Annotated in this window: 16 protein-coding genes; 13 read left to right on the forward strand and 3 right to left on the reverse strand. The window is 67.8% G+C overall.

The window, feature by feature from the left end; all coding sequences use genetic code 11:
- Window positions 1-248 precede the first annotated feature (248 nt).
- The 8 genes from BLU54_RS13355 to ftsB all read left to right on the forward strand — a co-directional run bounded on the left by BLU54_RS13355 (window position 249) and on the right by ftsB (window position 11,403).
- Window positions 249-1,502: a lipoprotein-releasing ABC transporter permease subunit gene (locus BLU54_RS13355; protein WP_091909252.1), complete on the forward strand. Its 1,254-nt coding sequence runs from the start codon at window positions 249-251 to the stop codon at window positions 1,500-1,502.
- Window positions 1,495-2,202 (forward strand): ABC transporter ATP-binding protein, encoded by a 708-nt coding sequence (locus BLU54_RS13360; protein WP_091909106.1) that lies wholly within the window; start codon window positions 1,495-1,497, stop codon window positions 2,200-2,202. The genes BLU54_RS13355 and BLU54_RS13360 overlap by 8 nt, the downstream gene beginning before the upstream one ends.
- Window positions 2,203-2,620: 418 nt before the next feature.
- A complete protein-coding gene (locus BLU54_RS13365; protein WP_091909109.1) occupies window positions 2,621-3,415 on the forward strand; it encodes a TatD family hydrolase in 795 nt (264 codons plus the stop codon).
- Window positions 3,416-3,910: 495 nt separating this feature from the next.
- The gene (locus BLU54_RS13370; RefSeq protein WP_170845149.1) at window positions 3,911-6,679 is read left to right on the forward strand and encodes a DNA internalization-related competence protein ComEC/Rec2; all 2,769 of its coding nucleotides are present in this window, start codon (window positions 3,911-3,913) and stop codon (window positions 6,677-6,679) included.
- Between the two features lie 267 nt (window positions 6,680-6,946).
- Complete coding sequence (locus BLU54_RS13375; protein ID WP_091909116.1) at window positions 6,947-8,629, forward strand: CTP synthase; 1,683 nt, start codon at window positions 6,947-6,949, stop codon at window positions 8,627-8,629.
- Window positions 8,626-9,483 carry a 3-deoxy-8-phosphooctulonate synthase gene (gene kdsA / locus BLU54_RS13380; protein ID WP_091909119.1) on the forward strand — a complete coding sequence of 286 codons (858 nt, stop codon included), beginning with the start codon at window positions 8,626-8,628 and terminating at the stop codon, window positions 9,481-9,483. Before BLU54_RS13375 ends, kdsA begins: the two co-directional genes overlap by 4 nt.
- 144 nt (window positions 9,484-9,627) lie before the next feature.
- A complete protein-coding gene (gene eno, locus BLU54_RS13385; protein WP_091909122.1) occupies window positions 9,628-10,911 on the forward strand; it encodes a phosphopyruvate hydratase in 1,284 nt (427 codons plus the stop codon).
- An 87-nt stretch (window positions 10,912-10,998) separates the two neighbouring features.
- Complete coding sequence (gene ftsB, locus BLU54_RS13390; RefSeq protein ID WP_091909125.1) at window positions 10,999-11,403, forward strand: cell division protein FtsB; 405 nt, start codon at window positions 10,999-11,001, stop codon at window positions 11,401-11,403.
- A gap of 1,239 nt (window positions 11,404-12,642) precedes the next feature.
- Here the strand turns inward: ftsB and BLU54_RS23325 are convergent.
- From BLU54_RS23325 to BLU54_RS13405, 3 genes are all read right to left on the reverse strand, one after another.
- Window positions 12,643-13,335: a hypothetical protein gene (locus tag BLU54_RS23325; RefSeq protein ID WP_139169693.1), complete on the reverse strand. Its 693-nt coding sequence runs from the start codon at window positions 13,333-13,335 to the stop codon at window positions 12,643-12,645.
- A gap of 117 nt (window positions 13,336-13,452) precedes the next feature.
- Window positions 13,453-14,400 (reverse strand): Hsp33 family molecular chaperone HslO, encoded by a 948-nt coding sequence (hslO, locus tag BLU54_RS13400; protein WP_091909129.1) that lies wholly within the window; start codon window positions 14,398-14,400, stop codon window positions 13,453-13,455.
- 51 nt (window positions 14,401-14,451) lie between these two features.
- Complete coding sequence (locus BLU54_RS13405) at window positions 14,452-14,976, reverse strand: gamma carbonic anhydrase family protein (RefSeq protein ID WP_091909133.1); 525 nt, start codon at window positions 14,974-14,976, stop codon at window positions 14,452-14,454.
- Between the two features lie 358 nt (window positions 14,977-15,334).
- On the opposite strand from BLU54_RS13405, the gene BLU54_RS13410 reads away from it, so the two are divergent.
- The 5 genes from BLU54_RS13410 (at window position 15,335) to BLU54_RS13430 (ending at window position 19,950) form a co-directional block, all read left to right on the forward strand.
- Window positions 15,335-16,207, forward strand: coding sequence for a ferritin-like domain-containing protein (locus BLU54_RS13410; protein WP_235837955.1), 873 nt, complete (start codon window positions 15,335-15,337; stop codon window positions 16,205-16,207).
- Entirely contained in the window at window positions 16,197-17,114 is a 918-nt protein-coding gene (locus BLU54_RS13415; protein WP_091909139.1) for an alpha/beta fold hydrolase, read from the forward strand. Before BLU54_RS13410 ends, BLU54_RS13415 begins: the two co-directional genes overlap by 11 nt.
- Before the next feature lie 117 nt (window positions 17,115-17,231).
- A complete protein-coding gene (locus BLU54_RS13420) occupies window positions 17,232-18,074 on the forward strand; it encodes a PHP domain-containing protein (protein WP_091909142.1) in 843 nt (280 codons plus the stop codon).
- A gap of 155 nt (window positions 18,075-18,229) precedes the next feature.
- Entirely contained in the window at window positions 18,230-18,859 is a 630-nt protein-coding gene (locus BLU54_RS13425; RefSeq protein WP_091909145.1) for an L-threonylcarbamoyladenylate synthase, read from the forward strand.
- Window positions 18,860-19,275: 416 nt separating this feature from the next.
- Window positions 19,276-19,950, forward strand: coding sequence for a site-2 protease family protein (locus BLU54_RS13430; RefSeq protein WP_091909148.1), 675 nt, complete (start codon window positions 19,276-19,278; stop codon window positions 19,948-19,950).

Genomic DNA, 19,950 nt, shown 5'->3' on the forward strand with positions numbered 1-19,950 from the left:
AACTTGCCGGTTACCGAATGTCCGCTGCGGCCGACGCCGAATGGTCGTCGATGGTGCGTGACGGCTTGCGATGGTTCGCACGACGAGGCCGGCATGCGGCTGGACACGGGCACGGCGGCGGTGGCACATGGGCGCCGCCGCAATAGACAGCAACACGACACGAGCAGGCGCGCATGCGGATGCGCGCCGGCTGGCGCGAGCGCCAGCTTGACGGGCCGACCAGTGGCCGCAACGCAGGAACCTCTCGCTTGAAACTACCTTACGAATGGCAGATCGGCTGGCGCTACACCCGCGCCGGCAAGCGCACCAGCGGCAACGGCTTCATTTCGTTCATCGCGATGGTCTCGATGGCCGGCATCGCCCTTGGCGTCGCCGCCCTGATCGTCGTGCTGTCGGTGATGAACGGATTCCAGAAGGAAGTGCGTGACCGCATGCTGTCGGTGCTGGCGCACGTCGAGGTGTTCTCGCCGAGCGGTTCGATGCCGGATTGGCATTTGACCGCGCAGGAAGCGCGCCGCAACCCCGAGGTGCGCGGCGTCGCTCCTTATGTCGATGCACAGGCCCTGCTGAATCGGGGCACCACGATGTCCGGCGTGATGCTGCGCGGCGTCGACCCGACGCTCGAACCGCAGGTTTCCGACATCGGCAAGGAGATGCGCGTCGGTAACATGAGCGACCTGAAGCCCGGCAGCTTCGGCATCGTGCTGGGTGCCGCGCTGGCCTCGGCGGTGGGGGTCACCGCTGGCGACACAGTGATGTTGCTGGTGCCGCAGGGCCGGATGACGCCGGCGGGCATGCTGCCGCGCCAGAAGCGCTTCACGGTGGTCGGCGTGTTCGAGTCGGGGCACTTTGAATACGACAGCGCGCTCGCGGTCATCAACATCCAGGACGCGCAGACCTTGCTGTCGCTGGAGGCGCCGAGCGGCATCCGCATTCGCCTGGCGGACATGCAGCGCGCGCCGCAGGTGGCGTATGCGCTGTCGCGCAGCCTGTCCGGCGACCTCTACATCCGCGACTGGACCAAGCAGAACCGGAATTGGTTCTCGGCCGTGCAGATCGAGAAACGGATGATGTTCATCATCCTGACGCTGATCATCGCGGTGGCCGCGTTCAATCTGGTGTCGTCGCTCGTGATGACCGTGACCGACAAGCAGGCCGACATCGCGATCCTGCGCACGCTCGGGGCACAGCCGCGCTCGATCATGAAGATCTTCTTCGTGCAGGGCGTCACCGTCGGTTTCATCGGCACTTCGCTTGGCGTCATCCTGGGCAGCGTGATCGCGCTGAACATTCCGGTCGTCGTGCCAATGATCGAGCGGCTGTTCCAGGTGCAGTTCCTGCCGCCGAGCATCTACTTCATCAGCGAGTTGCCGTCGGATCTGGAAGTTGCCGACGTGACCCGCATCGGCCTGATTGCCTTCGGCCTGTCGGCGCTGGCTACCCTGTATCCGAGCTGGCGCGCCGCGCGCGTCAAGCCTGCCGAGGCGCTGCGCTATGAATGACATGACTCCGGTCCTGGCTGCCGATGACCTGAGCAAGGTATTCGAACAGGGGCGCACCCGGGTGACCGTCCTCGACGGCGCATCGCTGCGGGTGATGCCCGGCGAGAAAGTGGCGATTGTCGGCGCGTCCGGCAGCGGCAAGAGTACCTTGCTGCACGTGCTGGGCGGACTCGACGAGCCGTCTGCTGGCACGGTGTCGCTGCAGGGGCGGCCTTACACGCAGCTTGGCGAGCACGAGCGCAACGTGATGCGCAACCAGAAGTTGGGCTTCGTGTACCAGTTCCACCATCTGCTCGGCGAGTTCACCGCGTTGGACAATGTCGCGATGCCACTGCGCATTCGACGGCTGTCCGAGGCGGACGCGCGCGAGCGGGCGATGGCCATGCTGGAGCGCGTCGGCCTGGGCTCGCGTGCGAAGCACCGGCCCGGCGCGCTGTCCGGCGGCGAACGCCAGCGCGTGGCGATCGCGCGCGCGTTGGTGGGCGAGCCGGCGTGCGTGCTGGCGGACGAGCCGACCGGCAACCTGGATGTTCATACCGCGGACGGTGTGTTCGACCTGATGTTGGAACTGTCGCGGACGCTCTCGACCAGTTTCGTGTTGGTGACGCACGACACCGGACTGGCGGCGCGCTGCGACCGTGCCTTGCGCCTGCTGGACGGTCGCCTGGTCGATGCGGCGTTGAGCGGCGCGGGCGCCTGAGGACGGGCGCGGCAGCAGCGGCTCGGCCGCTGCCGAACGGTCGACGGGCCGGGCGCATGCGGGCGGGGTTCAGCGGCGGGTGCGCGCCCGCGCCGCCGCCCGTTTTACGGTTGCTCCGGCGTGCCGATCGATGCCGCGAGCACGCGGCGCAAGGGGTTTCGAGGTCGCTTCGAGTTGCTTCAGGCTGCCGGGCGCCACCGGTAGCCTTCGCTAGCCACCGGTCGCGGCCGGTCACCATAGGCAGCGCCAGGCCGCGCCGCCCGGCGCCGACATGCTTCCAGAGCGGCAACGGCTCGGCGACTGAGGAGCCGCCGGCGACAAGCCGTCAGCAATGAACCGTCAGAAGTAAGGCGCCAGCAATAAGCCGCGAACGGCAAGTCGGGAACGATAAGCGGCGCGCATCGGGAGGATTCGACACATGTGGATCGACAGTCATTGCCATCTCGACGCCGGTGAGTTCGACGCGGATCGCGCGTCGGTGGCTGCCGCGGCGCGCGCGGCGGGCGTCGCCTGCATCGTGATCCCGGCCGTCGCACGCAGCAATTTCGAAACCGTGCGGGCGCTTGCGCATGCCACGGGCAATGCCTACGCGCTTGGCATTCATCCGCTCTTCACCGGCGGCGCCGACGATGCCGATCTGCTGGCCTTGCGCGCGGCCGTCGCGCAGGCACTCGACGATCCACGCTTCGTCGGCATCGGCGAGATCGGCCTGGACTATTTCGTCACGACGCTCGACGACGCGCGTCAGCGCCACGTGTTCGCCGAGCAGTTGAAGATGGCCCGCGACTTCGACCTGCCGGTGATCTGCCATGTCCGGCGCGCGCAGGATCAGGTTGCGGCGGGCTTGCGCCGCTTCGGCGTACGCCGCGGCATCGCCCATGCGTTCAATGGCAGTCGCCAACAGGCCGACGCCTATCTCGCGCTCGACTTCAAGCTCGGCTTTGGCGGCGCGTCGACCTTCGAGCGCGCCCGGCAGATACGTCGCCTAGCCGGCGCGTTGCCGCTCGACGCGCTGGTGGTCGAGACCGACGCCCCCGACATTGCGCCGGCCTGGCTTTACAAGCAGCGCAATACGCCCGATCAGATTCCCGCCATCGGGGCGCACCTCGCCGCACTACGCGGCATCGACGTCGCCGACTTCGCGCAAGCGATGACGGCCAATACGATCGACATACTTCCTCGCCTCGCGACGCTGCTCGATACTGCGCGGTAAAAGTCGGGCGCCGGCCCGGCCACCGATTGCGAGAGGGCGGGCATGCGGAGTTGGGCGATCGCGTTTGCGCTGGGCGTGTGCTGGTTGCAGCATCGCCCCGCATTGCCGCCCGAAGCGAGTTTATGGCTGTTGCGGCTGGCCGCGATCGGCATCTCCATCGCGCTGTTCGGCATTTTCGTCTGCCTGCATCTCTTTGCTGCCGCGCCGGCAGGCTCGATGTCGCTGCCGCCGGTTGCCGTGTCGGAACGCGCGCCGCCTTCGCGCGAGCGGGCATCAGGACATCGGCGGGCAGATCGGCCCAGTCATCGGCTCACTCATCGGCGCAGTTATTGGCGCAGTCATCGGCGCAGTCATCGCCTCAATCGTCGGCGCCGGCATTGCCTGCGGCATAGGCTCGGACATTCGCTCAGGCATTGGCGTACGCGCTTTCGCGGTCGAGGACGCTGCGCCGCCGATCGCTTCATCGGTCGATCGCGGTTTCCGCTGACGGCCGCTGTGGTCCGGACAGTTGGCCTGGCGTGTGCGTCGGCGCTGGGCGTTGCGCATGCGGGCCTGGATGCCCACGCGCGGCTATCGACGCGGTTGCCGGTGGCGCTGGAAGGGAGGACGCTCGCGCTGACGGGCCGGATCGTGGGACTGCCGAGAACCGGGCCCGACGCGGTGTCCTTCCTGCTCGAAGTCGATCATTGCAGAGGTCTCGGCCGCGTCGCTTCCGCCCTGTGCGCTGTGGGGCCGCGCCGGGTGAGCCTGTCGTGGCGCCGTTTCGCGGGTGACGGCCGTGCCTTGCCGGCACTCAGGCCGGGTCAGCGGTGGCGGCTGCCGGTTCGCTTGCAGCGGCCCTACGGCACGGCGAACGCGCACGGCTTCGACTTTGAGGCGTGGGCACTGCAGCGCGGCATCGACGCCACCGGCCATGTCCAGACCGACCGCGGCGCGGCACGACTGGCCGAACCGGCCGACGCGTCGCTCGGCTGGCGGGACCGCATCGACCGCCTGCGGCAGCGGTTGAGGATGGATATCGAGGCGAGTGTCGGCGTCAAGGCGCCACGCGCCACCGCATCGACGCGCGTCGGCACGCGGGCCGAATGGAACAGCCGGGGCAGCCGGGGCGAGCCCGCGGACGCGGCTCAATCGGCTCGATCGGCTCAATCGGACCGTTTGGACCGTTCGGACCGTTCGGTTGAGGGGCATGAAGCGGATGAAGCAGACGCGTCGCGGTCACGCCTGACCCGGTTGCCTGAACGCCGTTCGAGCGACACGCAGGTGAGCGATGGAATCGTCGCGCGCAGCCGCATGCCGGTACTGACGGCATTGACGATCGGCGACCAGCGCGGCTTGCCGTCTTCGGTACGCGCGTGGTTGGCGCAAACCGGAACCAGCCATCTGCTTGCGATCTCCGGGTTGCACGTCGGCATCGTCGCCGGCGGCGTGGCGTGGCTGGCCAGCGTCCTGTGGCGATGCGCGATCTGGCGTGGTCGGCCCTTGGCGCTGTTCGTGCCCGCGCAACTGATCGCGGCGCCGATTGCCGCGATCGGCGCGTGCTTCGTGGTGGCGCTGTCGGGTTTCGGGGTCCCGGCGCTGCGGGCCGGCTGGATGACCACGGTTGCGCTGGTGACCTGGACACTGCGCCGCCGGACCCGGGCGACCGTGACGCTTTGTTGGGCCTTGCTTCTGGTCCTGGCGGCTGACCCGTCGGCAATCCTGTCCGCTGGCTTCTGGCTATCGTTCTGTGCGGTTGCTGCCATTCTCCTGGCGACCTCGCCTCGTCCGCCGGGCAGCGATGCCGCCAGCCGCGCGGGCGGGCCACCGATGGGGCCGCGCGACGTGGGCGGCTGGCGCGCGCGGTGGCAATCGGTGCGCGCGGCGACCCGCGTCCAGATGGCCGTCACGCTTGCACTGGTGCCGCTGACCGCGGACTGGTTTTCGCAGGTCTCCCTGATCAGCCCGGCCGCGAACGCACTCGCTATACCATGGGTGAGTTTCCTTCTGCTTCCGGTCGCGATGATCGGTGTCTTGATGCCGCCGCCGTTTGATCACTTCTGCTATCGGGCGGCGGCACACCTGAGCGATGGACTGCTTTATTTCCTTGCGGCGCTGACCAGCGTGCCGCTTGCCTCGGTAACCTTGCCGCCGACCGGCCCGGTCGCCACGGCACTGGCGTTTGCCGCGATGGTATTACCGTGGATGCGGTGGCGTCGTGCCGATCGTTTGCGCTTGCCAATTGCGGCATGCTGCGGGCTGCCGATCTGCGTGATGGCAGGCGCCGCCGCCTGGGGACGTGTGGCGGAAGGTGAATACCGTGTGACCGCCTACGATGTGGGCCAGGGCGGCGGTGTGCTGGTCGAAACCGCGTCGCATCGGCTGCTGTTTGACACTGGGCCACCCCATGGCGAGTCCGACATCGGCGAACGGGTCATCGTCCCGCACCTGCGGGCTTGCGCGGTTGCGCGCCTCGACATGCTGATGCTCAGTCATGTCCATGTCGATCACACGGGCGGCGCGCTGAGCGTGATTCGCGCGGTGCCGATCCGGGTGCTGTCCGGCTCCCTGCCGCGCACCCATGCCGCGCGCCTGGCGATGGCGGCGGCCGGCGGCGCCAACACCTTCTGCGTGCGCGGGCAGCGGTGGACCTGGGACGGCGTGCGTTTCGAGGTGCTCTGGCCGCCCCGTCCCGAAAGTGGCAGCGGCAGCGGCGGCGCGAACGCGTCGAGTTGCGTGCTGCGCGTCGACAATGGTCGGCACGTCGCGTTGTTGTCGGGTGACATCGAGGCCGCGCAGGAGGCGCGGCTGCTCGCCTATCATGCCCGCGGGGCGTCGCGGCGCGTGCCGCGCCGGGTGCCTGCTGCCCGCGCGCCGGCCGGTCCTCCCACGCCGGCGGTGCGCGGTGCGGCGGTGAATCTCGACGCCGCGGCGGGACCGAACCGTTTCGAGGACAGTGGACGCGATACACTGCCAGGCCTGCGGGCGGACGTGGCGTTCGCGCCGCATCATGGCAGTCGGACGTCGTCGACGCTGCCCTGGGTGCGCGCCCTTGGCGCCAGCGAGGTCGTGTGCCAGGTCGGCTACCGCAATCGCTTCGGGCATCCGCACCGCACCGTCACTGCGCGCTACGCTCGCCATGGCGCGCGCCTGCATCGTACCGACCGGGATGGGATGATCCACTTCGAGACGCGTGGCGGCGAGTTGCGCAGCGAACGCTTCCGGGAGGCGCAACGCCGCTACTGGATGCCGGACTGGCCGGCGGAGCGTGAGATGTCACCGTGACCGTTGAGGCCGCCGGCCGCCGGCCGCCTGTCGCGCGGCGCGCCGCGCGACAGGCGAATCTGACCGCCGTACCGCACGCCGTACCGCACGCCGTACCGCACGCCGTACCGCACGCCGTACCGCACGCCATACCGCACGCCATACCGCACGCCATACCGCACGCGGCGGGCGCCGTCGCGACCGGAATCGGCATGTTCGCGCGCATTCCCGGCTCGGTCGATCGGCTCGCCTCAGGTATAATCCGGCTTTCCCGCGAGCAATCCTGCGATGACCAAATATGTCTTCGTCACGGGCGGCGTCGTTTCCTCGCTAGGAAAGGGCATTGCCGCTGCGTCACTGGCCGCGATTCTCGAATCGCGCGGCCTCAAAGTCACCCTTCTCAAGCTGGACCCGTACATCAACGTCGACCCCGGTACGATGAGCCCTTTCCAGCACGGGGAGGTCTTCGTTACCGAGGATGGCGCTGAAACCGATCTCGACCTGGGCCACTACGAGCGCTTCATCAGCACGAAGATGCGCCGGGCGAACAACTTCACCACGGGCCAGATCTACGAGTCGGTGATCCGCAAGGAGCGTCGCGGCGAGTACCTGGGCAAGACGGTTCAGGTGATTCCGCACATCACCAACGAAATTCAGGCCTTCCTCGAACGCGGCGCCCAGATGGCGACCTGCGGCGAGCCCGACGTCGCGATCGTTGAGATCGGCGGCACGGTCGGTGACATCGAATCGTTGCCATTCCTGGAAGCGGCGCGCCAGATGAGCCTGCGGCTCGGTCGCAATCAGGCATGCTTCGTCCATCTCACGCTGGTGCCGTACATCGCGACGGCCGGCGAGCTGAAGACCAAGCCGACGCAGCATAGCGTCCAGAAGCTGCGCGAGATCGGCATCTTCCCGGATGCACTGCTGTGCCGTGCCGACCGTCGGATTCCCGACGACGAGCGCGCGAAGATCTCGATGTTCTCGAACGTGCCGTCGGACGCCGTGATTTCGATGTGGGACGTCGACAGCATCTACAAGATACCGCAGATGTTGAACGATCAGGGTCTTGACGAGATCATCTGCAACGAACTGCAACTGCATGACAAGGCCAAGGCGGCCGATCTGTCGATGTGGGCGGGCCTTGTCACCGCACTGGAATCGCCGAAGGACCAGGTGACGATCGGCATGGTCGGCAAGTACGTCGACCTGACCGAGTCGTACAAATCGCTGATCGAGGCATTGCGCCACGCGTCGATCCACACCTCGACCAAGGTGTCGATCGAATATATCGACTCCGAGCAGATCGAAGCGGCCGGCACGGACGTGCTCGCGCACCTCGACGCGATTCTGGTGCCGGGCGGCTTTGGCCGGCGCGGTACCGAAGGCAAGATCGCGGCGATTCGCTATGCGCGCGAGCGGAAGGTGCCTTACCTCGGCATCTGCCTCGGCATGCAACTGGCGGTAATCGAATTCGCGCGGCACGTCGCCGGGCTGGGCAAGGCCAACAGCACGGAGTTCGACCCGCTGACCGAGTCGCCGGTGGTCGCGCTGATCACCGAGTGGTATGACCGGGAAGGCAAGGTCGAGCAACGCACCGGCGAGTCCGACCTTGGCGGCACGATGCGCCTGGGCTCGCAGCGCTGCCCGGTCAAGCCCGACACGCGCGCGGCGCGCATCTATGGCGAGACGGTCAACGAACGGCATCGCCATCGCTACGAAGTGAACAACCACTTCGTGCCGCAACTGGAGGAAAAGGGGCTGGTGATCAGCGCCCGCACGCCGACCGAGTCGCTGCCCGAGATGATGGAACTGCCGGCCGCGATGCATCCGTGGTTCGTCGGCGTGCAGTTTCACCCGGAATTCACGTCCACGCCGCGCGACGGCCATCCGCTGTTCTCGTCGTTCGTCGAGGCGGCGCGCGAGCGCAAGCATGCGCGCAGCGACGTGCCGGTTGCCGAGGCGGACGCATGAAGCTGTGTGACTTCGAGGTCGGGCTCGACCGGCCGTTCTTCCTGATCGCCGGCACCTGCGTGCTCGAATCGCAGCAGATGGCGATCGATGTCGCCGGTCAGCTCAAGGAAATGTGCAGCGCGCTGCAGATTCCGTTCATCTACAAGTCGTCGTACGACAAGGCCAACCGCAGCTCGGGCACCTCGTTCCGCGGTCACGGCATGGAGAGCGGCCTGCGCGCGCTGGACGAAGTTCGGCGGCAGCTGGGCGTGCCGGTCCTGACCGACGTGCACAGCGAGGCGGAGGTCGAGCCGGTTGCTTCCGTGGTCGACGTGCTGCAGACGCCTGCCTTCCTGTGCCGACAGACCGATTTCATCCATGCTTGCGCGCGTTCCGGCAAGCCGGTGAACATCAAGAAGGGGCAGTTCCTGGCGCCGCACGACATGAAGAACGTGATCGACAAGGCCCGTCACGCGGCGCGCGAGGCAGGGTTGGACGACGATCGCTTCCTCGCCTGCGAGCGCGGTGCGTCGTTCGGGTACAACAACCTCGTTTCCGACATGCGCTCGTTGGCCATCATGCGCGAAACTGCGGCGCCGGTGGTCTTCGACGCGACGCATTCGGTGCAGTTGCCGGGCGGGCAGGGTACGGCGTCGGGCGGTCAGCGGGAATTCGTCCCGGTGCTGGCGCGCGCCGCCGTTGCGGTGGGCGTCGCGGGCCTGTTCATGGAGACCCATCCGGATCCGGCCAAGGCCCTGTCCGACGGTCCGAATGCGGTGCCGCTGCGTCGCATGCGCGCGTTGCTCGAGACGTTGAAAACGCTCGACGAGACGGTCAAGCGCACGCCTTTCCTGGAAGACGATTTTTCGGCGTGAGGCGGGCACGGCGCACGGCGCCGGTCGGGAGGAGACATCGCCCGTGACGACCGGCCGCCATGCGTAGCGAAGCGGAAGAATGACGCCGGATGCAGGGCCAACGCCATGCCGGTGTGAACGGTTTAGCCATTGAGAGGAAAGAGAATGAGTGCAATCGTAGATATCATCGGGCGCGAAATCCTGGATTCGCGCGGCAACCCGACCGTCGAGTGCGACGTGCTGCTGGAGTCCGGCGTGATGGGCCGGGCGGCCGTGCCCTCGGGCGCGTCGACGGGTTCGCGCGAGGCGATCGAAGTGCGTGACGGCGACCAGACCCGCTACAGCGGCAAGGGCGTGTTGACCGCCGTCGAGCACGTGAACACCGAAATCTCCGAAGCGATCATGGGCCTGGATGCCGCCGAACAGGCGTTCCTGGACCGCACGCTGATCGATCTCGACGGCACCGACAACAAGGTCCGGCTGGGCGCGAACGCGATGCTGGCGGTGTCGATGGCCGTCGCGAAGGCAGCCGCCGAGGAAGCCGGTCTGCCGCTGTACCGCTATTTCGGCGGTTCGGGCGCGATGCAGATGCCGGTGCCGATGATGAACATCGTCAATGGCGGTGCGCACGCCAACAACAGCCTGGACATCCAGGAATTCATGGTCGTGCCGGTCGGCCAGACCAGCTTCCGTGAAGCGCTGCGTTGCGGCGCCGAGATCTTCCATGCACTGAAGAAGATTCTCGCGGACCGCGGCATGAGCACGGCCGTCGGTGACGAAGGCGGTTTCGCGCCGAACTTCGCCAGCAACGACGAATGTCTGACGACGGTTCTGCAGGCCATCGAGAAGGCGGGCTACCGTCCGAGCGAGGACGTGCTGATTGCGCTCGACTGTGCGTCGACCGAGTTCTATCGCGATGGCAAGTACCACCTGAGCGGCGAGAACCTGCAACTGACGTCTGGCGAGTTCACCGACTACCTGGCGACGCTGGCCGACAAATTCCCGATCGTGTCGATCGAGGACGGCATGTCGGAAAACGATTGGGCGGGCTGGAAGACCCTGACCGATCGCCTGAAGAACAAGGTCCAACTGGTCGGTGACGACTTGTTCGTGACCAACACGAAGATCCTGAAGGAAGGCATCGACCAGGGTATCGCCAACTCGATCCTGATCAAGATCAACCAGATCGGCACCCTGACCGAAACCTTCGCGGCCATCGAGATGGCCAAGCGCGCCGGGTACACGGCTGTCGTGTCGCACCGGTCGGGCGAAACCGAGGATTCGACGATCGCCGACATCGCCGTTGGCCTCAACGCGCTGCAGATCAAGACCGGTTCGCTGTCGCGCAGCGACCGTATCGCGAAGTACAACCAGTTGCTGCGCATCGAGGAAGACCTCGGCGACATCGCCAGCTACCCGGGCCGCTCCGCTTTCTACAATCTGAAGTAAGGCGGCGCGTCGCCTCGACGAGATCGGCGCCGGGACGCGCAATGCGTCCCGGCGCCGACTGTCATCGGCCGTCCCGAATCGAACACTATGCGCGTTGTCACTCTTGTCCTGATCGCCTTGCTGGCGCTCGTCCAGTACCCGCTGTGGTGGGGGAACGGCGGCTGGCTGAGCGTGCACGACCTGGAGCAGCAGCTCATCGACCAACAGCGCAAGAACAACGAGAGCAAGGCACGCAACGATCGGCTGGCTGGCGAAGTCGAGGATCTGCAGACTGGTACCGCGGCCATCGAGGAGCGGGCGCGCTTCGAGTTGGGCATGGTCAAGAACGACGAAGTCTTTGTGCAGTTCGTGAAACCCTCGCAAGCGGCACCGAGCGCGCCGGGCCCCGCGGTCAGCGGTTCGACACGCGGGACGGTCTCGAGCGCGCCGTTGTCGGTGGTGCCCGAACCGCCCGCGCGTGGCCGGGCTCGTCGCGAATCGCATCGGCACTGAACGGTCGGGCGTCGCTGCGTGCAGCGCGTCGCGGACGCCCGTCGAGCTGTCGTGGATGGGCGAACGCCTCTGAGTGATCGAGATTCAGCGCTTGAGGATCGGTGTGCAAGGACTGGTGCTCGAAGACTGCTGGCGAAGGCACGCGGTATTTCCAGAGGACTCTCTGTGATGCGCGGCGCGATGGCAACGCTTCCGATTCGTCAGACGGCCAGACCCGCTGAAGATCGTTCTCACGGCCTCATCTGTTTATATACTGAAGGTTTTCCAACTTGTCACTTCGACAGTTGTCGGGCGGTGGCATTTCGCCCTTGGAACCGGTTGAGTCTGTACCCGTCACCGTCACCAGCGATCCGTGGGCGCGTTGGCAGTGTCCTTTGAGTCAGACGAGCCGCCCACGGGCGCCAGCGGTCGAGCACCGTGCAACCGGCCATGCAGTGGCCCGGTCGAAGCGGTGACATTCTTGCAAGCCGTCAAGCCGTCAAGCCGTCAAGCCGTCAAGCCGTCAAGCCGTCAAGCCGTCAAGCCGTCACCCGTCAAGCTGTCGAGCGAAGAATCCATCCGGCCGCGAAGCCGTCGCTAATGAAGCGGTGAAGCGGTGAAGGCGTCAGGCCGACGGGGCATCCAGCGGTGAAGCGGTCAAAGTGCGGAGCCGAGAAGCCGGGAAGCCGAGAAGCCGGGAAGCCGAGAAGCCGAGAAGCCGAGAAGCCGAGAAGCCGAGAAGCCGAGAAGCCGAGAAGCCGAGAAGCCGGGAAGCTGGGAAGCCGAGACGCCGGGAAGCCGGGAAGCTGGGAAGCCGAGACGCCGGCAAATCGACGAACCGAGGAACCGAGAAGTAGCGGAAGCGCGTCGAGACGTGGCAGCGCGGCGCACTCGACCCGTCGTCCGATAACGCTCTGCTGCCGCGGCACAGAGCTGCGATTCGTTATGGTCGCTTTGCCGCTCGCCCCTTGTCGTTTCTCCGCCGATGCCGTGCCGCGGATTCCTGACCGCCGCTTCGGTGACGTCTGCCCCCGCAGCCGGCAGGACACCGTCGCCTGTGTGCACATTCGCGTGGTGGACGGGCGCAGGGACCGGCGCAGGAGCCGGTGTAGGGACCGGTGCAGGGACGGACATGGCGGCGCGACGCCGGCAAGTTCGCCGATCCTCACCGCGCACGTCGGGCGTGTTCGTCAGCCCGACGTGCGCGGCGTGCCGACGCCGGCAGGGCCGGCGTGTCTCGGCCCTCCGCTCCGTTTCGGATCACCATCCGAAGCCGTAGCCGACGCTCCAGCCGCCGCGTCGTCCCCAACCGCCGCCGCCATACCAACCTCCCCAACTCGGTCCCCAGGCGGGTGCCGCCCATACAGGGCCGCCCCACGCGGGGCCGTACCAGCCGGGATAAGCCACCGGATAGACCGGCGCTGGCGCGACGACCACGGTCCGCGCGATTTCCTCATCACGCATCGCGCGATCCTGCTCGCGCAGCACTTGCTGGTCGATCTGGTCGTAGCGCTGCTTCTCGGTAGGCGTCAGCGGCCCGGAATAGGGCCGGGCCGGCACGGCGGTGCCGGGCGTCGGGGCGGTGCCCGGCGGCGCGTAATACGGCTGCGCGGATGGCGTCGCGGCTGGTGGATAGCCGTAGGGTTGCGCGGGCTGCGCCGCGGTCCCCGGTGCGTAGGCGGGCGCGTTGCCTTCCGGCGGGAACGGCGCGTAGCGCTGCGGTTGCCGCAGCGCTTCGGCGGTCGCCTGCGGCGTGCTCACGACTTGCGGCGCGGGCACTGGCTGCACGTCCGCCGCCGGCGCCGCCGCGCCGGGCGGCAAGCGGCTCAGTACGACACCGTTCGGGATCGGGCCGCCATACTGGTCGTAGTAGCCGGGCGCCGCGCAGGCACCCAGCAGGAGCGTCGCGGACACCAGCGCCAGCGCGTGGCGGGACGGAAAGGTCGCAATCATGATGAGCCTCTGCTCGATCGGGACGGCCGCACGGGCGGCCGACAGAGGTCCCGGGCGGCGAGCGCCGCGGGACATTTGCTTCATTGACGTCCGTCGGCGACGGCGTCCGGTGAACCTTTAGTGGCGCTGCTCCGATGCAGGCGTCACGCTGCCGGCTTCGGTGGCGCTGGCGAAGACCTGCGCCACGTCCACCGCGTCGAACGCATAGCGTTGGTTGCAGAAGTCGCAATGCGTCTCGACTTCGCCGCGCTCCTCGATGATGCCGTCCACTTCCTCGCGGCCCAGCATGCGCAGCATGTTCGCGACCTTCAGCCGCGAACAGGTGCACTTGAAGCGCGCCTGGTTCGGCTCGAAGTAACGCAGCGTCTCTTCCCAGAACAACCGCTTCAGCACGCGGTCGCTGTCCGTGCCGAGCAATTCCTCTGCTGACAGCGTGGCGCCCAGGTGGCAGACGCGGTCCCACGTGTCGGCGTCCAGCTCGTCGGCGGGCAGCGCGATACCGCCGTCACCCGGCATTTTCTGCAGCATCATGCCGACCGCGCGCTTGTCGTCGGCGGCGAGCCAGATGCGCGTGTCGAGCTGCTCCGACCTGCGCATGTACTGCTGCAGGACCGTCGCCACGCCCGCTTCCGGATGGTCGTCGTCGGAGAGCGGCACGATGCCTTGATAGGCCTGCTGACCGCGCTGCTTGTCGCGCGGATCGAGGGTGATCGCGCAGCGTCCGCCGCCGCCCACGTTGACCAGCGCGGTCAGGGTCGCGTCGTCATCGATCTGGACGTCGCCGTCGGCCAGCGTAGCGGTCGCGCGCATGTTCAGCTCGGAATCGCATTGCACGACGAGCATTCGCACCGGGCCGTCGCCGTGGATCTGAATGATCAGCGAGCCGTCGAACTTGAGCGTGGCCGACAGAAGGGCGGCGGCGGCCATCATCTCGCCCAGCAGGCGTACGATGGCCGGCGGGTAATCGTGACGCGCCAGCACTTCGCGCCAGGTGTCCTCCAGGGAGACGATTTCGCCCCGGACCGGCGCCTTGTCGAACATGAATTTCTGCAGTTGATCGGTCACGACTTCAATCCTGTCAAATACGTTATGCGAGGTGGGCGCTGCCCGTCGGCGTCAACCGATCGCGCGAAGCTGGTCGCGGAACAGCGCGCCACGCGCCACGTAGCCGTCCGCGCTGTGGCGCAGTCCGGCAATTTCGGCCTCGGTCAGCGCCCGGGCGACACGCGCCGGCGTGCCGAGGATCAGCGATCCGGGCGGGAACTGCTTGCCTTCGGTGACGAGTGCGCCGGCGCCGACCAACGAGTTCTCGCCAATCACCGCCCGGTTCAGCACCACCGCCTGGATGCCGATCAGCGTGTTGTCGCCGATCGTGCAGCCGTGCAGCATCGCCTGATGGCCGATGGTCACGCCTTCGCCCAGGGTCAACGGCGTGCCGTCGTCGGTGTGCAGGACGGCTCCGTCCTGGACGTTGCTGCGCCGGCCGACGGAAATCAGGTCGTTGTCGCCGCGCAGCACCGCCTGCGGCCAGACGCTGGCTTCCGCGGCGAGGGCGATGTTGCCGATGACCGTGGCCTCGGCGGCAACATAGGCAGTCGGATCGATGCTCGGCTGTATGTCGCCGATGGCGTAAATAGTCACTCGGTCTCCCAGTGGCGGCGCCGTCGCCAATGCGGCAGCGCGGTCGTCGTTCGTGCAGCGTCGTCGCTTTGAGCGACAGCGCGCTCGTCCCCCAATGCGGCGTGGACGTCCTCCATGCAGCGGTCGTCCATGCGGCGGCCCCGTTCTGCATGCGGCTGCCGCGTGCAGAACGATCTCGGCAGTGGCTGCTCTACAATATGGGCCTGCCCGGCGTAATCTCAATATTGTAGCCGCCGGGGCGGGCGAGACGCGGCAATGTCGCCGGTGTCGCCATGCTGCTTCGTTACTGAATGTCACCGGCGCCGCCGTTCAACCCTTGAACGATTCCTTCGATCTTTCCCCGCCCGCCTTGCATGTTTTGCCGCCGGATGCGCCACTGGCCGGCGCGTCGACCGCCCGCAGGGCGGCGCTGTTGGCGCTGGCTCGGTCCGAACCCGAGGCCAAGGTGGCGGCCGCGCGTGCGCTCGCCACGTCGCGGTTGCCAATCGGTGCCGACGAGTCGCTGACGCCGTCGGACTGGCCCGGCCGGCCCGAGCGGCCACGGCTGGTGTCGCCTCGCGAGCTGGAGCGGCGCAGCATGTCGAGCGTGGCCGGACGCGCCGCCTTGCTGCACGCTTTGGCGCATATCGAATTCAATGCGATCGATCTGGCACTGGACGCGGTGGCGCGCTTCGATGGCCTGCCCGAGGCGTTCTACCGCGACTGGCTGGGCGTGGCCGGCGAGGAAGCGTTTCACTTCACCTTGCTCCAAGACCGCCTGGCAGCCCTCGGACACGCATATGGCGACTTTCCCGCGCACGACGGGCTGTGGGAAATGGCGCTGAAAACGCGGGGCGAGGTGCTGGCGCGGATGGCAATCGTGCCGCGCACGCTCGAAGCGCGCGGCCTCGATGCCTCGCCGCCGATCCGCGCGAAGCTCGCCCAGGCGGGCGACCATGAGTCGGCCGCGATCCTCGACGTGATTCTGCGCGATGAGATTGGCCACGTCGCGATCGGCAATCGATGGTTTCGCCATCTCGCCGCGCGCGCCGGCGTGGCGCCGCTGGCGCTGTATGAGAGCTTGGCGCAGCGCTACGGGGCGCCCCGGCCGAAGGGGCCGTTCAATCTGGCGGCGCGCCGGCAGGCCGGTTTCGACGACGACGAATTGGCGGCACTGACGGGCGAGCCGAACCGCACCAGTGCCGGCGCGCTCGTCGGTAGGGTTGGCGGAGCGGACGACGATGCGCGATAGTCACAGCGACTTTGTCCGCCTGCGGGAACTGACGGTTCATGTCCGGCGCTGGGAGCCGCGCGACGCGGGCACGGCGACGCCGACGGTGTGGTTGCTGCACGGCTGGATGGACGTGTCGGCCAGCTTCCAGTTCGTCGTCGACGCATTGGCCGGGCAGTGCCGCGTCCTGGCGCCGGATGCGCGCGGCTTCGGCCTGAGCGACTGGCCGGTGGCCGCTGGCCACGCCAGCCACTACGCGTTCCAGGATTACCTGGCCGACCTGGATCAGCTCGTCGCTCACTACAGCCCGCGCGAGCCGATCGCGCTGGTCGGCCATAGCATGGGCGCCAACGTCGCACTGCATTACGCGGGCGTGCGTCCCGCGCGGGTGCGCCGGGTGGTCGCCCTCGAAGGGTTCGGCGTCGGCGACCAGCCGGCTTCGAGGGCGCCGGCCCGGCTGGCGGAGTGGCTCGACCAGCGCGCGCAGCCGCATGCCTGGCGTACCTATCCGTCGTTCGACGCGCTGGCCGACCGGCTCCTTCGCGACAATCCGCGGCTCGGTGCGGAACGGGCGCGGCTGTTGGCGCGCCAGCGCGGCGTGCGCGTCGGCGACATCGTCACGCCGCGCGGCGATCCGGCGCACCGCGCGCATGCGGGCCGGCCCTATCGGCTCGACGAGACGCTGGCGGTCTGGGGCGCAGTGACAGCGCCGGTGCTGCTGGTGGAAGGGCGCGACAGCGGCACGCTGCGACAGTTGGCCGGAGACGTGCCCGAGCCTGCGTTCAGGCAACGCTTCGAAGCGCTGCGTGAGCGCCGGCAACAATGGATCGAGGACGCGGGCCACATGGTCCATCTGGATCAACCCGAAGCAGTCGCCGCCAGCATCCGGGCGTTCCTGCTCGCCGAGGATGGGGGCGGCCAGCGCTAGGGAAGCGCTCCACGGGCCACCACTAGCCGACCTGCAGCCGACCCGCAGCCGACCCGCAGCCGACCCGCAGCCGACCCGCAGCCGACGGCTTCGGGTGCGCTGTACTAAAATCGGAGCATGCCAAGCGCACTCAACGCCGATCTGCACTGCCATTCAACCGCGTCCGACGGAACACTCGCGCCGGCCGCGGTGGCGGCGCTTGCCGCGCGCAACGGCGTGGCGCTGTGGTCGTTGACCGACCATGATGAGTTGTCCGGCCAGGCCGAGGCGGCCGCCGCGGCGCGCCGACTGGGCATGCGTTACCTGCCCGGCGTCGAAATCTCGGTAACCTGGGCGGGGCGCACGGTTCACATTGTCGGCATGAATGTCGACCCGACCTCGGCGGTTCTCAACGAAGGCCTGGTGCATGCCCGCTCGGGCAGAACCCGGCGGGCGCAGGAGATCGGCGAACGTCTCGCGAGTCTGGGTATCGCCGGCGCGTTCGACGGCGCGCTTGCGCATGTCGGCAATCCCGATCTGATCTCGCGCACGCATTTCGCGCGTTGGATGGTCGAGCGCGGCGTCGTGGCGGACCTGCAGACGGCGTTTTCCCGCTACCTGGGCGACGGGCGCGCCGCCTGCGTGCCGCATCGCTGGTCGCGGCTGGCGGATGCCGTCGGCTGGATCCTGGCGTCCGGCGGCGCGGCCATCGTCGCGCATCCCGGCCGCTACGATTTCACGCCGCTGGAGTTCGACGTTTTCTTCGGCGAATTCCGCAAGGCTGGCGGCACCGCGATCGAGGTCGTGACCGGCAGTCATACGCCGGACCAGTACGACGAGTACGCTGACGTCGCCAGACACTATGGCTTTCTGGCCTCGCGCGGTTCGGACTTCCATGGCCCCGGCGAGACACGCGCCGAGCCGGGCACGTTGCCGGCGTTGCCGCGCGACCTGACGCCGGTCTGGGCGCAGTGGCTCTGATCTTGCGACAGCAGAGGGCCGGTGACGGCCACGATCCGCAAGCAGCACCGCTCGGCCGTTGCATCGACCCTTACACTGCGTGACGGCTCGCCCGAGCCCGGCTGGCGCCCTGCGGCGCGCGCCGCGCTGTCCGGGTGCCGACGACGAGGACGAACATGGCGCAATTCTTCAAGATTCATCCGGACAACCCGCAGCCTCGGTTGATCAAGCAGGCATCCGAAATCCTGGCCGCCGGCGGTCTGGTCGCGTTGCCGACCGACTCGTGCTATGCGCTGGTCTGCCACCTGGACGATCGTCAGGCGGTCGACCGGCTGCGGCGGCTGCGCGGTATCGACGATCGACAGCATCTGTCGCTGCTAGTGCGCGACCTGTCGGAATTGGCGAACTTTGCGATGGTGGACAACCAGCAATACCGGCTGATCAAGTCGGTGACGCCGGGGCCCTACGTGTTCGTGCTCGAAGCGACGCGCGAGGTGCCGCGCCGGCTGTCGCATCCGTCGCGCAAGACCATTGGCCTGCGGGTGCCTTCGCATCCGCTCACCCAGGCGTTGCTCGAAACCCTGGGCCAGCCATTGATCGCGTCGACGCTGATTCTGCCACCGGACGACGAGCCGCTGAACGACCCCGAGGCCATCCGCGAGCGGCTCGAAAAACAGATCGAACTGGTGATCGACGGTGGGGCGTGTGCGGCCGAACCGTCGACGGTGATCGATCTGACTGGCGCCAGTCCACAGCTGGTGCGCGCCGGCCGGGGCGCGCTCGAACCGTTCGGTCTGAGCGCCTGACGGCGCCGTTCGGTCCGGAATCGCAACGGTGCTTGCAGGCTGGGCCAGCACGGCGCGGCCTTGATGGCATGCGATGTCTCGCCACGCCCGCCGGCCCAGCGCCGACCCGGCAGCAACCCGGCAGCAACCCGGCAGCAACCCAGCGCCGGCCCGACAGCAACGTGACGCCCTCCGAGCGCCGCCCGCGCACCGAGGCATTCGGGCAGCCAACCCCGGCCGCCCACGCCGCCTGTACCGCATTCGCGCCTCGCCGAGAGCGGCGGCACCCGCAAGGGCCGCTGGTGCCGACGGTGCTGTGATTGCTTCGGCCAGGCCATCGCAACGGACGCCCGACACCGCCCCGCGTGCCCGGTCGCGGCGCCGGAGCCGGCCGTCCGGCTTATGCGAGCGCCCGGGTGTTGTTACAATGCGCGCAAATGTTCGATAACCTCATCCAGAACCTGGCGGTCTATGCGCTGCCAGTGCTCTTCGCAATCACCCTGCATGAAGCCGCGCATGCCTACGCAGCGCGGCTTTTCGGCGATTCGACGGCCTATATGCTCGGCCGCGTCAGTCTGAACCCGGCGCGGCACATCGATCCGCTGGGTACCATCGCCATGCCGGTAGTGCTGTACCTGTTGACGGGCGGGGCCTTTCTGTTCGGCTATGCGAAGCCGGTGCCGGTCATGTTCGATCGCTTGCGCAATCCGCGCTGGCACGCGATGCTGGTCGCGGCAGCCGGGCCGGCCTCGAATCTGGTGCAATCGCTGCTGTGGGGCATTCTGGCGCTCGGCCTGCAGGCGGCCGGCGTGCAGGAGGCATTCTTCGTGAAAATGGCGTCGGCCGGCGTGTTGGTGAACCTGGTCATCGCCGCCTTCAACCTCTTTCCGCTGCCGCCGCTGGACGGCGGACGCATCGTGACGAGCCTGCTGCCGGCGCGACAGGCGATCACTTTCGGGCGACTGGAGCCGTTCGGCTTCATCATCGTCATGGTTCTCGTCATGACGCATGTGTTCGTGCCGTACTGGCTTTCGCCGCTGGTCAATGTCTTCTACGGCTTCGTGAACCTGCTGCTCACGCCTCTCGTTTCCCTCGTCGCCCTGGCCCACTGA

This window comes from Chitinasiproducens palmae (genome assembly GCF_900095735.1).
GTDB lineage: Bacteria > Pseudomonadota > Gammaproteobacteria > Burkholderiales > Burkholderiaceae > Chitinasiproducens > Chitinasiproducens palmae.